13 protein-coding genes are annotated in these 12,636 nt (G+C 41.7%); 8 read left to right on the top strand and 5 right to left on the bottom strand.

Annotation, left to right across the window (positions count from 1 at the left end):
* The first annotated feature begins 377 nt into the window (after positions 1-377).
* Positions 378-719, top strand: a complete 342-nt coding sequence (locus AB4140_RS18550) for a DUF4870 domain-containing protein (protein ID WP_102530981.1) — start codon at positions 378-380, stop codon at positions 717-719.
* A 75-nt stretch (positions 720-794) separates the two neighbouring features.
* Here the strand turns inward: AB4140_RS18550 and AB4140_RS18545 are convergent, their stop codons facing one another.
* Positions 795-1,331: a response regulator transcription factor gene (locus tag AB4140_RS18545; RefSeq protein ID WP_102439401.1), complete on the bottom strand. Its 537-nt coding sequence runs from the start codon at positions 1,329-1,331 to the stop codon at positions 795-797.
* An 11-nt stretch (positions 1,332-1,342) separates the two neighbouring features.
* Entirely contained in the window at positions 1,343-2,623 is a 1,281-nt protein-coding gene (locus AB4140_RS18540; RefSeq protein WP_347230803.1) for an ATP-binding protein, read from the bottom strand.
* Positions 2,624-3,244: 621 nt separating this feature from the next.
* Here AB4140_RS18540 and AB4140_RS18535 point away from each other — a divergent pair.
* The 3 genes from AB4140_RS18535 to AB4140_RS18525 all read left to right on the top strand — a co-directional run bounded on the left by AB4140_RS18535 (position 3,245) and on the right by AB4140_RS18525 (position 4,925).
* Positions 3,245-3,595 (top strand): DUF4870 domain-containing protein, encoded by a 351-nt coding sequence (locus AB4140_RS18535; RefSeq protein ID WP_102439402.1) that lies wholly within the window; start codon positions 3,245-3,247, stop codon positions 3,593-3,595.
* 66 nt (positions 3,596-3,661) lie between these two features.
* Complete coding sequence (locus AB4140_RS18530; protein WP_372002147.1) at positions 3,662-4,318, top strand: Bax inhibitor-1 family protein; 657 nt, start codon at positions 3,662-3,664, stop codon at positions 4,316-4,318.
* A 73-nt stretch (positions 4,319-4,391) separates the two neighbouring features.
* On the top strand, positions 4,392-4,925 hold the full coding sequence (locus AB4140_RS18525; protein ID WP_303411474.1) for a GNAT family N-acetyltransferase: 534 nt from the start codon (positions 4,392-4,394) through the stop codon (positions 4,923-4,925).
* A 7-nt stretch (positions 4,926-4,932) separates the two neighbouring features.
* Here the strand turns inward: AB4140_RS18525 and AB4140_RS18520 are convergent, their stop codons facing one another.
* Entirely contained in the window at positions 4,933-5,472 is a 540-nt protein-coding gene (locus tag AB4140_RS18520) for an NADPH-dependent FMN reductase (RefSeq protein WP_303445873.1), read from the bottom strand.
* A gap of 245 nt (positions 5,473-5,717) precedes the next feature.
* Between AB4140_RS18520 and AB4140_RS18515 the strand changes: the two genes are divergently transcribed.
* Positions 5,718-6,623 (top strand): LysR family transcriptional regulator, encoded by a 906-nt coding sequence (locus AB4140_RS18515; protein WP_372002145.1) that lies wholly within the window; start codon positions 5,718-5,720, stop codon positions 6,621-6,623.
* 85 nt (positions 6,624-6,708) lie between these two features.
* Here AB4140_RS18515 and AB4140_RS18510 read toward each other — a convergent pair whose 3' ends face one another.
* Together AB4140_RS18510 and AB4140_RS18505 are read right to left on the bottom strand one after the other, a co-directional pair.
* On the bottom strand, positions 6,709-8,580 hold the full coding sequence (locus tag AB4140_RS18510; protein ID WP_372002143.1) for a methyl-accepting chemotaxis protein: 1,872 nt from the start codon (positions 8,578-8,580) through the stop codon (positions 6,709-6,711).
* Positions 8,581-9,002: 422 nt separating this feature from the next.
* Positions 9,003-9,527: a lactoylglutathione lyase family protein gene (locus AB4140_RS18505; RefSeq protein ID WP_076538443.1), complete on the bottom strand. Its 525-nt coding sequence runs from the start codon at positions 9,525-9,527 to the stop codon at positions 9,003-9,005.
* Between the two features lie 501 nt (positions 9,528-10,028).
* On the opposite strand from AB4140_RS18505, the gene AB4140_RS18500 reads away from it, so the two are divergent.
* From AB4140_RS18500 to hmpA, 3 genes are all read left to right on the top strand, one after another.
* Positions 10,029-10,568 (top strand): DUF2937 family protein, encoded by a 540-nt coding sequence (locus tag AB4140_RS18500; protein ID WP_102439408.1) that lies wholly within the window; start codon positions 10,029-10,031, stop codon positions 10,566-10,568.
* A gap of 104 nt (positions 10,569-10,672) precedes the next feature.
* Complete coding sequence (locus AB4140_RS18495) at positions 10,673-11,146, top strand: peroxiredoxin (RefSeq protein WP_102439409.1); 474 nt, start codon at positions 10,673-10,675, stop codon at positions 11,144-11,146.
* Positions 11,147-11,382: 236 nt separating this feature from the next.
* A complete protein-coding gene (hmpA, locus tag AB4140_RS18490) occupies positions 11,383-12,573 on the top strand; it encodes an NO-inducible flavohemoprotein (RefSeq protein WP_102530986.1) in 1,191 nt (396 codons plus the stop codon).
* The last annotated feature ends 63 nt before the right edge of the window (positions 12,574-12,636 follow it).

Below are 12,636 nucleotides of genomic sequence, written 5' to 3'. Positions count from 1 at the left end.
TTGGCGAGACAATTAGCTTTAAAGATAAATTAAGCGCTTATATTTAGGGCGTTTATTTTATTATGTTGGGTTAAATTTGCTAGTTTGACTTATTGTCAGTGGCGCTGCTTATATTTTAAACAGAGTTTATTAGCTACTTTGTCGCAAGCTGTCATTAGGCCGCAAAAATAATTATAATTATAAATACAGGTACAGGTGAAAGTACAAATAGTGAAGGATAACTATTCTAAGCCAGGTATGGATATCGATAACATCCTGTCAGACCTTCATTGCTGTTTTCATGCACTTTTTTTAATTTTTTAAATACCATTAAACTCATACACCAATCATGTAGCCAGCTTCACAGTGCTCATTGAATGTGTATAAAGGAATTATCCATGAGCCAAGACACGGAATTAGTCATCAATGAAATTACCCAAGATGCGAAAAATATGGCGCGACTATGTTGGGTTGGCACCTTGTTTTTCGGCTTCATTCCGGCGCTGGTATTGTTGTTTGTGAAACAAGATGATGACTATATCCAAGCACAATCAAAAGAGGCGTTGAATTGGTTTCTCACTGGTGTCGTTGGTTATAGCATTGGGTTTATGCTTTTCTTTAGCTTAATGGGAGTCATGCTTACTTTAGTATTGGCTATCAGTCATTTGGTCTTTTGTACCATAGGCGCTTTAGCCACCTCCAAAGGCGACAGTTTCCGCGTGCCCTTAGCCTGCGATTAATTAAGTAAACTGAAGTCAAATCCCATGGTGACAGTTTTAGGGGCTGAAAAATGTATATAGCAGCCACTAGGGCCTTTATCGCGTGTCAGTAATGGGCTTTTTCAGTAATTTACGTTGCAGCGTTCTTCTGTGCATCCCCAATAGCCTTGCCGTGGCAGAAATGTTGCCATTATTGGCGGTCAGAACCTGTTGAATATGCTCCCACTCTAGTAGCTTGGGCGAAATCGGCTGCTCAGACAATAACGGCTCATTTTGCTCATTGGGGCTAACATTGAGGGCGTTTAATAAGGTTTGGGTATCAACGGGTTTGGCTAAGTAATTGTCGGCACCTAATCTGATGGCTTCAACTGCAGTGGCAATACTGGCGTAGCCCGTTAGTAATACGATTAATGCGTTAGGCAGGTATTGGCGCAGCGGGGTGATTAACGCTAAACCATTCTTATCGGCCAATTTCATGTCTAATAAAATATGACTCGGTGCATGCTGGCGGGCTTTTAATAAGCTTTGCTCCGCACTGTTACATTGCACGCAGTTAAACCCATGACGGCTTAAGCGGCTGGCGAGCACGGCGGCTAAGGCGCTATCATCTTCAATAATGAGTAAGTTATTCATACCTAATAAGCCTATTTTTCTATGGGTAAGGTTACAGTGGCAATCATGCCTTGCTCTGGGTTGGGTTGTAGGGTTAGTTTGCCGCCTAAGCGCTCAAAACTGGCATGGCTTAATAACACTGCAATCCCTAAGCCTTTGGGGCTTTCAATCATTTTATGGCCAAGTTTTTCCAGCAAACTTTCAGACATACCTTCACCAAAATCGTAAATGCCAATGCTTAGCCCAACTTGTTTATCTAAGGTGATTTTTATCGCTACTTTTTGGGTTTGAATATTTTCCTGACTGGCTCTGGCGGCATTTTCAATTAATGCCAATAATGCCGGTAATAGACTCATATCGGTGAGAATTTCTACTCGGTCAGCGTTGTCAGCCAGGGTTAAAGACAGCTGAATTTCAGGCATGAGTAAATTAACTTGCTCTTGCAGGCTACTGGTTAAATTATTCACGGTTTGCGAGTGCATTTTTTCCGATCGAATAGACTCGGTGGCCTGCCTTAAATCTGTTAGGCTTTTCTCGCAGCGATTCAGCGCCTTATTCATTTCAAGCTGTAAGTGACCCGCTTGATTATCTTCGCCAAGCTCTTCTAATAATAGCCTTAAAGTGGCCAGTGGCGTAGCCAATTGGTGAGCCATTTGTGCTGATACTGTGCCCAGCGCCAATAGCTTTTCTTGGCGCATTTGCGCTTCGCGCAAGTAATGTAATTGGGCGTTTTTTTGGCGAATTTTTTTAGCAATAAACGCCACCGTGGTGGTGAGTACTAATGCTGAAATAACAAAGTTAAACCACATGCCTAAGTAGTGGGAACTCATGTCCATACCATGGTGCATGCTGTGATCGGGTTGAGTAAAAATCATCGCACTGTAGGCGGCGGTAGAAATAAGCGCCAAACACCAAGGGGCCCATTGTGGCAACATGACAGCAGCGATGGCGATAGGCAATAAAAGCAATGAAATAAAGGCATTAGCTGAGCCACCAGTACAATACAGCCATATAATCCAAAATAGGGTATCTAGCAATAAGGTGGCAAACAATAATTGGTTTTGGTTAATGGCGTAACGAACGCGAAAGCCAATAGCGACATAGACAGCTTCAACAGCAAGAATAAAGTTGAGTTCCATTGGTGGGGCGGTTAAGCCAAATAACTGAGTCGCAAATAAGATCAAGCCTATTTTTAATAGCCAATAAATGAGCCGTAATGCGGATAGTTGTGCTGTTGGCGTGCCCATTAAAGCCGCTGATTTTGCGACGTTATTATTGTGGATTTTATTATTATTGATTTGATTATTGGTCACGTTGTTATTGTTTACCTTTTTTATTTTTAGTGGGGTAAATAACTTGGTATAAGTGATGATACATTAATTGAATTATGCAGACTTTAACATCACATCTTGTTTATTTTGTGCGGAGGAGCAAAGCAAGCGTTTTAGGCGGTATTCCCTTTTGCATCAATGAAATATATTTATCTTTTTCGCCAGCTTTTTATAGTAAAAAGCCAAACTATGATGCTGTTATCCAATGCCCAGTAGTATTAAATGCCCAGTATCAATTACCCAGTATCAATTACCCAGTATCGATGACCTAGGCTGAAATTATTAACTCATAAAGCGATAATATGGTTTATATCGTTCTGTTTTAAAAGGTTAATTTGACTTGCTAATATCAATCGTGGTTATATTTTAAACCTTGAGTGCCACTGTGATGCTTTAATCAAGCTGTTATTGGGCATTAAGTATCAATATAGATAGTAAAGGACAACTATTTTAAGCCCTGATATGGATATCAATCATATCCTTTCAGATCTGCTGGATAGTGTTTATTACTTTTTCTATTTGCTACGAACTAAATACTAAATACCGCTAAAGTCTTGCACCCAGTTTTAGTGGGTTCATTGGGTGTCTATAAAGGAATGAATAATGAGCGAAAATACCGACGTAGTGATAAATGAAATTTCACAAGATAGTAAAAATATGGCGCTGTTGTGCTGGATTGGTACCATCTTTTTTGGGTTTATCCCCTCGTTGGTGTTGTATCTAGTCAAAGAAGATGATGCATACCTTAGAGAGCAGTCTAAAGAGGCGCTGAACTGGTCAATTACTGCCACCATTGGTTATTTCATTTCGTTCATTCTTACTTTCATTTTAATTGGGGTGTTATTTACCTTGGTATTGGGCGTTTGTCATTTGGTCTTTTGCATTATGGGCGCGATTGCCACATCAAAAGGTGATAACTTTCGCGTGCCATATACTTTGCGATTAATTAAGTAAATCTGCTGTCAGTTATTGAGCCATTAATGGCTCAATAACGTCTATTAACAACGAAAGGATATTGTTGTGGAAAGTAATGTTTTTGACCGTCGCAATACAGACGACACCCTGATCAGTCCCACTTTTTATAATCTTGTTATTGGCTTAACACTCTGCTGGGGCTTTGGCGTTAATTGGTGGATGGTGACAAATATTTCACCGCAAGCAATTGCAGATATTAATTCGTGGGTGTTTTTTATCGGGTATTTTGCGTCATGCTTTTTGGGTGTTTATCTATTTTCCTCATCTGATAAACCCATTGTTAGTTTTGCTGGCTACAACTTTGTGGTGGTGCCATTTGGCTTCATTATTAATTTAGTGGTGAGCCAATATGATGCCGCATTAGTATCAGAAGCCATTCGGATTACAGGGCTAGTGACTATCGGCATGATGTGTCTAGGAACGTTATTTCCGGCGTTTTTTAGCAAAATCGCTGGTGCGCTAACTATTGCTTTATTGTTAGTAATTGTCGTTGAGCTGATTGAAATATACGTGTTTGGTATTCATCACGGCATATTAGATTGGATTGTGGTGCTGATTTTTTGTGGCTACATAGGCTATGACTGGGGCCGTGCCAATCAAATTCCGAAAACAGTAGATAATGCTATTGATAGTGCTGCAGCCCTGTATATGGATATCATTAACTTGTTCCTTAGAATTTTGCGTATTCTGGGTCGTAAGTAAAATCGAGTAAGGCAACACCAACAGAGCCATAAGGCGCTGTTGGTGTCAGTCAGATCATCCAAGGAGAAGCCTGTTGCAACTCGTAAAGCCAAGTGGCTACTACCAGCAAAGCTATATTGATTATATTACCGAGCTAGGGGATGAAGAGCGCTACCCGTTTCCGCTTGATTTTGACCACAGTGATTTTGGCGCAATGCTCGAAAAAATCAGTGACTTTGCCCGCGGGCAGAATTTACCTGCAGGTTATGTGGCCAGTGAAACTTATTGGTTAGTGGAAGGTGATGAGCTCTTAGGTGTCGCCAATTTACGCTTAACTCTCAATGATAATATTCGTTATTGTGGCGGCCATATTGGACTCGGTATTCGACCGCGTTTTCGAGGTAAAGGCTTAGGGGTTGAATTGCTGGCGCAAACTATCGCATTGGCAAAGGGTAAAGGCATCAATGAGCTGCATATTCATTGTTATAAGCACAATCTTGCCTCGGCAAAAATGATCATCGCCAATGGTGGGGTGCTTGATTCTGAAATTGAATTAGATACTCAAAGCAATGAGAAAAATCAGCAAGATAACGCTGCGGCAATAATACAGCGCTATCGAGTATCTTGAATTAGAGTTAACTCGCGAGCTGGCTGACGGCTTGAGTGAGTTTTTCGGCAAGTTCTGGGTTCGTTAATGTACCTGTTTCTACATCAAAATTTTGATAAAAGCTGGGTACCGACAAAGTGCCTTTTACATCAGCGGCAAAGTAGGGCGCTGATGTGGTTGCGGCGGTTAATACCGTGTTAGCGCCGCCAGGGCCTGGTGAAGTGGCTAATAATAGCGTTGGTTTGTATTGAAATAGTTTTTGATCAATACGTGATGTCCAGTCAAACAGGTTTTTGTAGGCTGCAGTGTAAGAGCCATTATGCTCTGCAAATGAAATCACTAAAGCATCTGCCTGGGTGATTTTATCAAAAAAGGCTTGTGCCAATGCAGGCTTGCCTAACTCTTTTTCTCTATCTTCGCTAAATAATGCTATTTCATAATCGTTAATATCTAACAATTCTACTTCCGCGCCATCGACTAAATTAGCGGCTAAGTTAGCGGCATAATGTGCCAAGGTTTTGTTGATTGAATGACGACTACTGCTTGCTGCAAATGCTAATATTTTCATGTTATTGCCTAATTAAATCGCTGATATTGTAAACACCTAAAACCAAAGCGATGGATGACTAAAGTGTGTTTGCTATTAACTTATGCAGCTACTGTACGGCTTTTTTGCGGATTGATTAAGTTAGTTGTTGGATATTTATTGTTTCCATATAACTCGTAATAGTGGTTTTTTAAGCTATTTTAATCTTTATTGGAATGAATTACGCCGTTATAGTGGCACAAATACAGTAACAATGGCCGAGCGTGATGGATCAAGGTACAAAGCTATTTGATGGTGTGGTGATTTTTACCCAAGTGATCGAGCTTGGGAGCTTCTCGTTAGCGGCAGAAAAAACCGGCCATTCCACTTCTTATGTCAGTAAAACTGTCACAAAGTTAGAGCAGCGGCTTAATACTCGATTATTACATCGCAGCACGCGTTCGCTGAGTTTAACCGCCGAGGGCAAGCTGTTTTATCAGCAATGTCAGCAAATGGTCGCCGATGCCCAAGCGGTAATTAATATGATCGATAGCAGCTTAATGACCCCCAACGGCACTCTAAAGATTAGCTGCCCAGTGACCTTTGGCTTGCAATATTTACAACCCATTTTGTCTTTGTATATGCGCATGTATCCCGAGGTAAAGCTAGACATTGATTTTAGCGATCGCCATGTGGACTTAGTACAAGAGGGCTATGATTTAGCGATTCGAGCCACTGGGCAATTAACTGATTCGAGTTTAATCTGTAAACGTATTGGTCAATTTCATGCGCATGTTGTGGCAACACCGCAATACCTTGCCACACACGGAACCCCGCAAGTACCCTGCGAGTTAACTGAGCACCAATGTATTTGCTATAGCAATTTAAAGCAGCCAGATCGCTGGCTGTTTGAACATGCTGATGGTCGCTCAGAAACGGTAACTGTGGCGCAAGTGATTGGTTGTAATAATGCAGATATGGAACTGGCGATGGTGCTCGATCATCACGGTATTTGCCGCTTACCCTCATTTTACTTAACTGCAGCGCTTGAAAAAGAGCAGCTCAGCATACTGTTCGAAGATTACATTCAACCTCAAATCGACATATATGCGGTTTATCCCAGCCGTAAGCATTTATCCCCAAAAGTTCGCCGCTTTATCGACTTGCTGGTGGAGCATATGCCTAGTCAGTAACACTTATCAATGCCTCCAATATTGGCGCCGACCAATACCTATAACCAAGCATTATAGGTATTGGTGTTAATCCTCAAATGGCTTGTTACAGGATGAATGTTGCCACCAAATTATTTAATGACTTTGCTTGCAGCTTCAAATCTTGCGCTTGCTGTAAGCTTTCTGCAGCAGCAAGGCTAATTTCATCGGTGACGTCTTTAATCGCTACCGTATTTTGGGTGATTTCATTGGTGACTTGGGTTTGCTCTTCAGCAGCAGTGGCAATCTGACTCGCCATGTCTGAAATTAACGCTACTGCTTGGGTGATCTCACCAATCGCGTTAGTGGCCTCATTAACATCGGTAACACTGTTAGCGGCTAAGGATTGACTGGTTTGCATCAAGCTTACTGCTCTTGAAGTGGTTTTTTGCAAGGTTTCAATAGTTTGATGTATCTCTTGGGTTGAATCTTGGGTTCGTCGAGATAGTACTCTGACCTCATCAGCCACCACTGCAAAGCCTCGGCCTTGTTCGCCTGCACGGGCAGCTTCAATGGCGGCATTTAATGCCAGTAAGTTTGTTTGTTCAGCAATGCCTTGAATCGTCGACAAAATACTTGAAATTGAATGAGCATGGCGGCTTAAATCGCCAATTACATCAGTGGCTTGAGTGACTTCATCTGCCAGCAAATTGATTGACTGGCGAGTGTTATCAACCAAACTTTGCCCTTGTAAACTACTTGTGCTTGATTGCTGCGCTGCAGCTGCAGTATTTTCCGCATTTGAAGCAATTTCGTTGGTGGCACTGGCCATTTGGGTTACGGCAGTGGCAACCATAGTGACTTCTTGTTGCTGCACTTGTAGCTCTTTTGCTGCTTCATGTGAATTGCCCAAGCTTTGATCCGCTTTTTGGTCAAGTTCATGAGCTACCTGACGGATTTGAGTAATCAGCTGATGCTGACTATGTACAAATAAGTTGAAATTTTCAGCCAGTGTTCCTACTTCATCTTTACTCTCAATTTCAATACGCTGGGTTAAGTCGCCATTGCCTTGAGCTATGTGGGCTAATGCTTGTGACACTTTTGATAAAGGCGCAAGTAAGCGACTCATCATCAAAGAAATAGACACCATGCTTACCAGTAAAATAATGGCAGCAATACCGAGCTGGGTCAGGAGTAATGATTTAAGTGGCGCTTCCAAGGTTGCTTGGTCAAGTACGAGGATAAGTTCCCAGTCAGTATTAGGGATTGCTTCTAGCCAGATAAGTTTATCTTTGTCTTCAGGAGCGAAGTGAATCGACATGAGTTCATTTGCGCGACGATTTTGCTGCAAAAGGCTGTAATCAAGGTCGTTATCAATGGCGCGGATATGGCCCATGGTTTTACTTGAGTCTTTATAGGCGATAACCGTACCGTCTCGGTGGATCATGATGGCAAAACCGTTCGAAGGTAGTTTCATTTGCTTGACATCATTAACCAAGTCATTAATGGATAGATCCCCAGCTACCACACCATTGATCGTTGGTGTGGCAAGGGTTACAACCAAAGTATTATAAAAAGCATCAAGGTAAGGCGTGGTTATTATTAATTGTTGTTCTGAGTGAGCTTGCTGATACCAAGGGCGTTGACGTGGGTCGTAATCGCTGAAATCAATACTTTGATCTGAATCTATCATTTCGCCTGAAGCTTTACCGAAGTAGGTTGATTCAAAACGACCAGATTGCTTCGCCTGAAGCAAAGCATCAAGTGTGTTGCTGTTGGCTTTGTCGCCCATCGCATTGACGATATCTTTTCTGCTGTCTAGCCACTCACTGATCCTTTGGGCTTGCTGAGCACTTAAGCGCTGAACTTGCTCAAGATTAGTCTGCATAAGCATGGTTTTTTGATTGGAGTAACTAAGCCAAGATAGCAGCGTTATCACCATCGATAATGCGATTAGTACAGGTATAAGTATTTTGTGCTTTAATGAATAAGATTTCATAGGGGTCGTTGTTATTAAAGTAAAAGTGGGCAGGCATTAGTATTATTAAACTAAATTAAGGTGTTAATTAGCCAATGGGGCTGCTAAAGGTGTGATATTGCTACAAGGTTACGCAATTGCTTGACTATAAAAACATCGACACAATCTAATGGTTAACATTGCTGTCACTAGGGGTGCTCATTTGTACTGCATAATGTCAACCATGGGTAAAGCCATAGAGCATTGCTTAAAGCACGAGTAAGCTTACTTAAAGTAAAGCTACCAAAATGCTGTTTTCTGTAATCGATTTTCATCGTCACAGTCAGGCTTGTTGTTAAGCTAAGCTTTAGCGGTGAGCTAAAAATCAAAAAAGGAGGCATATAATGCCTCCTTTGTCTTTTAGCTAGATTTAGCCTTTACCGAGCTTTGGCTTTTAGCTCGATTTAGCTATAAGCACCGCTAGAATATTGTAGTTCATAGCTGTGGCTATAAATTTCGATGATATTTCCGAATGGATCTTCCATGTAAATCATGCGGTATGGTTTTTCACCCGGGAAGTAATAACGTGGTGCTTTCATACGTTTTTTACCGCCAGCAGCAACAATTTTTTCCGCTAATTCTTCAACGTTTGGATCTTGAACTGAAAAGTGGAAAATACCAGTTTTCCAATATTCAAAATTATCTTCAGGGTTTTGCTGATTTTTAAATTCAAACAGTTCAAGGCCAATGCGATCGCCCGTAGACATGTGAGCGATTCTGAAGCGTTCCCAGCCTGCGCCAAATACGTCGGTACACATAACCCCGATTGCACTGTCATCTTCTTTTACTTCGGTAGGTTCCATGATCACGTACCAGCCGAGGACTTCACTATAAAACTTAACCGCTTCCTCTAGATTAGGTACTGACACCCCGATATGAGAAAAAGTACGTGGGTAGGGATTATTGGTATTGAATTTATCATTACCCATAGCGCCAGCAAGCTTGGTTGGCTCAGTGCCTGTGGCTGCCATAACTGATGCGGCAGTAGTGGCGGCAACAGCGGCTGCAACGCCCACGCCCATTGTTTTTAGCATGTTTCTGCGGCCTAGGTTTAAGTCGTTATTTTTAGCATTGCTGCTGTCATCGTGGTTGCTCATGGTGTATTCCTCATTAACTGGTGTAAATTTGATGAGCGAATTGTATACAGACAAGGTTTTAATGAAAAATTATCAATAATTATAGAAACAATAAAATTATGTAATGTTGGTTTGCTTTGAGTGACGTATTAACCCTATGGGTTAAATAAAGCTCATGAGCAGGTGCCTTCATGGGTAAGCTTGCGGCTGTTAACTGCTTTTAATGATAAAGCGCTTTCTATTTGTGGCTAATCTGGTAGATATAGTTTTTAGCTTACTGTTTGCTACATAGAAGCGCGAACGACTTACTGTAGTGTTTTAGCCGTCATACTCATTTAAAGGCCGTGATCTATTATGAAATCTGTATTCGATTATTTACGCTTAATACTATTTGTCTCAGGGGTATTACTTGGCGTGCAAGTACCTGCTTTTGTTGATCAGTATGGTCAGCGATTGCAAGCTCATACCCAAGAAGCAAAATTGAGTTTAGCCGAGTTTGAGCAAGATGCAGATCGATTTTTTGCTGGTGATATTCAACAGCTCATAGCCCATTATCAGCATAACCCTGACCAAGTGTTTAGTGCAGGTGGCGACAGTATTCAAGCCATTTATCAACGTTATCAGTTGCTAAATGGGGCACTTATGCAGTTCAATCAAACGGCTTTTAGTGGTTTTGAACAGGTGGCATTTGAGCCAATGAAAGATATACGCCAAGAGGTATGGCACAACTTTAGCCATACCATCATGCTGGATACTCGGGCGATAACCATAGGTTTAGTGCTCGGTTTTTTATTATCACTGATATGTGAACTTTGTTTGCTGGGTTGTGGCAAAGGCTGTCGACATGCATATCGAGCACTAAAACCGATATCGGTTAAAGTGAGCTCACAATAAGCTCAAGGCGAACAACAGCTAAAGCCCATACAGTTACTCAGTGTTTGTAACGCCGCTTTAGCGCTATGCTGTTGAGCACATTATTCAATAAATAAGGATTTACCATGATTGAACAAGGACACACGTTACCGGCAGGCACCTTAGGCGAATTAACCGCAACAGGCATGGTAAGTCATGATGTTAGTACGTTATTTTCTGGTAAAAAGGTGGTGTTATTTGCTGTACCGGGTGCTTTTACACCCACTTGCTCAGAAGCGCATTTACCGGGTTTTGTGGTGCTTGCTGATCAACTTAAAGCTAAAGGGGTTGATGCCATTGCTTGTGTATCTGTCAATGATGCCTTTGTAATGAAAGCCTGGGGGGATGCGCAAAATGCCAGTGAACTCATGATGCTAGCAGATGGCGATGCAAGTTTTACCAAAGCATTAGGTTTAGATATGGATACCGCAGGCTTTGGCGGTATTCGCTCCCAGCGTTATGCGATGATTGTCGATAATGGTGTGGTAACCAGCTTAAATGTGGAAGCGCCAAAGTCTTTTGAAGTCAGTACTGCAGAAGCGATATTGAGCGCTCTGTAAAACTGCATGTAAGAATGCTTCTATCAGCTTGGCTGATTTGTATGCCTGAGTTGTAGCTATGAGTCGTCAATTAATGAAGCCAGCGCTGATGTCGCTGGTTTTTTTATTTGGCTTATACTGAATTGCTATTTTTCTAATCACTCAAGGATAAAAGAGTCGAAAAACATTGATCTAAATCAAATGCATGTTTAATATCTATCAAAACATGCATTATGAATACATATTAGAGGTTGTTTATGTTAGATCAACATACGATTGACGTTGTTAAAAGCACCATTCCCTTATTAGAGTCAGCTGGTCCTGCGCTGACGACGCATTTTTATCAACGTATGTTTGAACATAATCCCGAGTTAAAAGATGTATTTAACTTGACCCATCAGCATTCTGGCGGACAACCGCTTGCCTTATTCAGTGCGGTGGCCGCATACGCAAAAAATATCGATAATCTTGCCGTGCTAGGCTCAGCTGTTGAGCGCATTGCTCATAAGCATACGGGTTTTTTAATTAAACCTGAGCAATATGCCATTGTTGGTGGCCACTTATTAGCAACCCTAGAAGAGTTAGGTGGCGATGCCGTTACTGAAGAAGTCTTAACAGCTTGGGGTAAGGCTTATGGTTTCCTTGCTGAAATCTTCATCAACCGTGAAGCTCAGCTTTACCTGCAAACAGCACAGGCTCAAGGTGGCTGGGAAGGGACTCGCCGTTTTGTCATAAAGTCGAAAACCCCAGAGTCAACGCTGATCACTTCGTTTTTGTTAGTGCCTGAAGATGGTAAAGAAGTGATCGACTTTATTGCTGGTCAATACTTGAGTGTATCGCTTGAGCATGATGAACTTGAATTTAAAGAAATTCGTCAGTACTCGTTATCAGATGCGCCTAATCGCAATACTTATCGCATCAGTGTGAAGCGAGAAGCGGGCGGTAAAGTATCTAATCTGCTCCATGATCATTATCAGCAAGGTGATGTCATTGAGGTGGTTGCGCCAGCGGGCGATTTTTCGCTGATAGCAGAAGAAAGCCCTGTGATACTGATTTCAGCAGGTGTGGGTCAAACGCCGATGATGAGCATGTTAAACCAGCTTATTGCTCAAAAATACGCAAATAACATCACTTGGATACATGCTTGTGATAATGGCGCAGTACATGGCTTTAAAGAGGTAATTAAGGCAAAGACAATCGCTAATGAGCAGCTGCAAAGCTATGTTTGGTATCGTGAGCCAGCAGCACAGGATTTACCAGCAGAAGATTTTGATTTTGAAGGTACTGTAGAACTCGAAAAAATCGCTGAGCATATGTTACCCAATGGGCAATATTACTTCTGTGGTCCTATTGGTTTTATGAAAGCCGTTAAGCAGCAATTATTAGCGCTTAATGTGCCAGAATCACAACTGCATTATGAAGTATTTGGCCCTCATGCTGATTTATAATGGCTGAGGCTTAACTAAAAAAGCGACTCTATGAGTCGCTTTTTTTTATGCTTATTTTTGGGT

The organism is Shewanella sp. 10N.286.51.B2 (assembly GCF_041469265.1).
Classification (GTDB): Bacteria; Pseudomonadota; Gammaproteobacteria; order Enterobacterales; family Shewanellaceae; genus Shewanella.
The sequence above is the reverse complement of the archived record's forward strand: the minus strand, read 5'-3'. Positions and strand labels throughout refer to the sequence as shown.

Coding starts and splice junctions, on each gene's coding strand:
- AB4140_RS18550 (WP_102530981.1), top strand. CDS start 378: ATGAGCCAAGACACGGAATTAGTCATCAATGAAATTACCCAAGATGCG.
- AB4140_RS18520 (WP_303445873.1), bottom strand. CDS start 5,472: ATGAAAATATTAGCATTTGCAGCAAGCAGTAGTCGTCATTCAATCAAC.
- AB4140_RS18545 (WP_102439401.1), bottom strand. CDS start 1,331: ATGAATAACTTACTCATTATTGAAGATGATAGCGCCTTAGCCGCCGTG.
- hmpA (WP_102530986.1), top strand. CDS start 11,383: ATGTTAGATCAACATACGATTGACGTTGTTAAAAGCACCATTCCCTTA.
- AB4140_RS18500 (WP_102439408.1), top strand. CDS start 10,029: ATGAAATCTGTATTCGATTATTTACGCTTAATACTATTTGTCTCAGGG.
- AB4140_RS18495 (WP_102439409.1), top strand. CDS start 10,673: ATGATTGAACAAGGACACACGTTACCGGCAGGCACCTTAGGCGAATTA.
- AB4140_RS18535 (WP_102439402.1), top strand. CDS start 3,245: ATGAGCGAAAATACCGACGTAGTGATAAATGAAATTTCACAAGATAGT.
- AB4140_RS18510 (WP_372002143.1), bottom strand. CDS start 8,580: ATGAAATCTTATTCATTAAAGCACAAAATACTTATACCTGTACTAATC.
- AB4140_RS18515 (WP_372002145.1), top strand. CDS start 5,718: ATGGATCAAGGTACAAAGCTATTTGATGGTGTGGTGATTTTTACCCAA.
- AB4140_RS18505 (WP_076538443.1), bottom strand. CDS start 9,527: ATGGGTAATGATAAATTCAATACCAATAATCCCTACCCACGTACTTTT.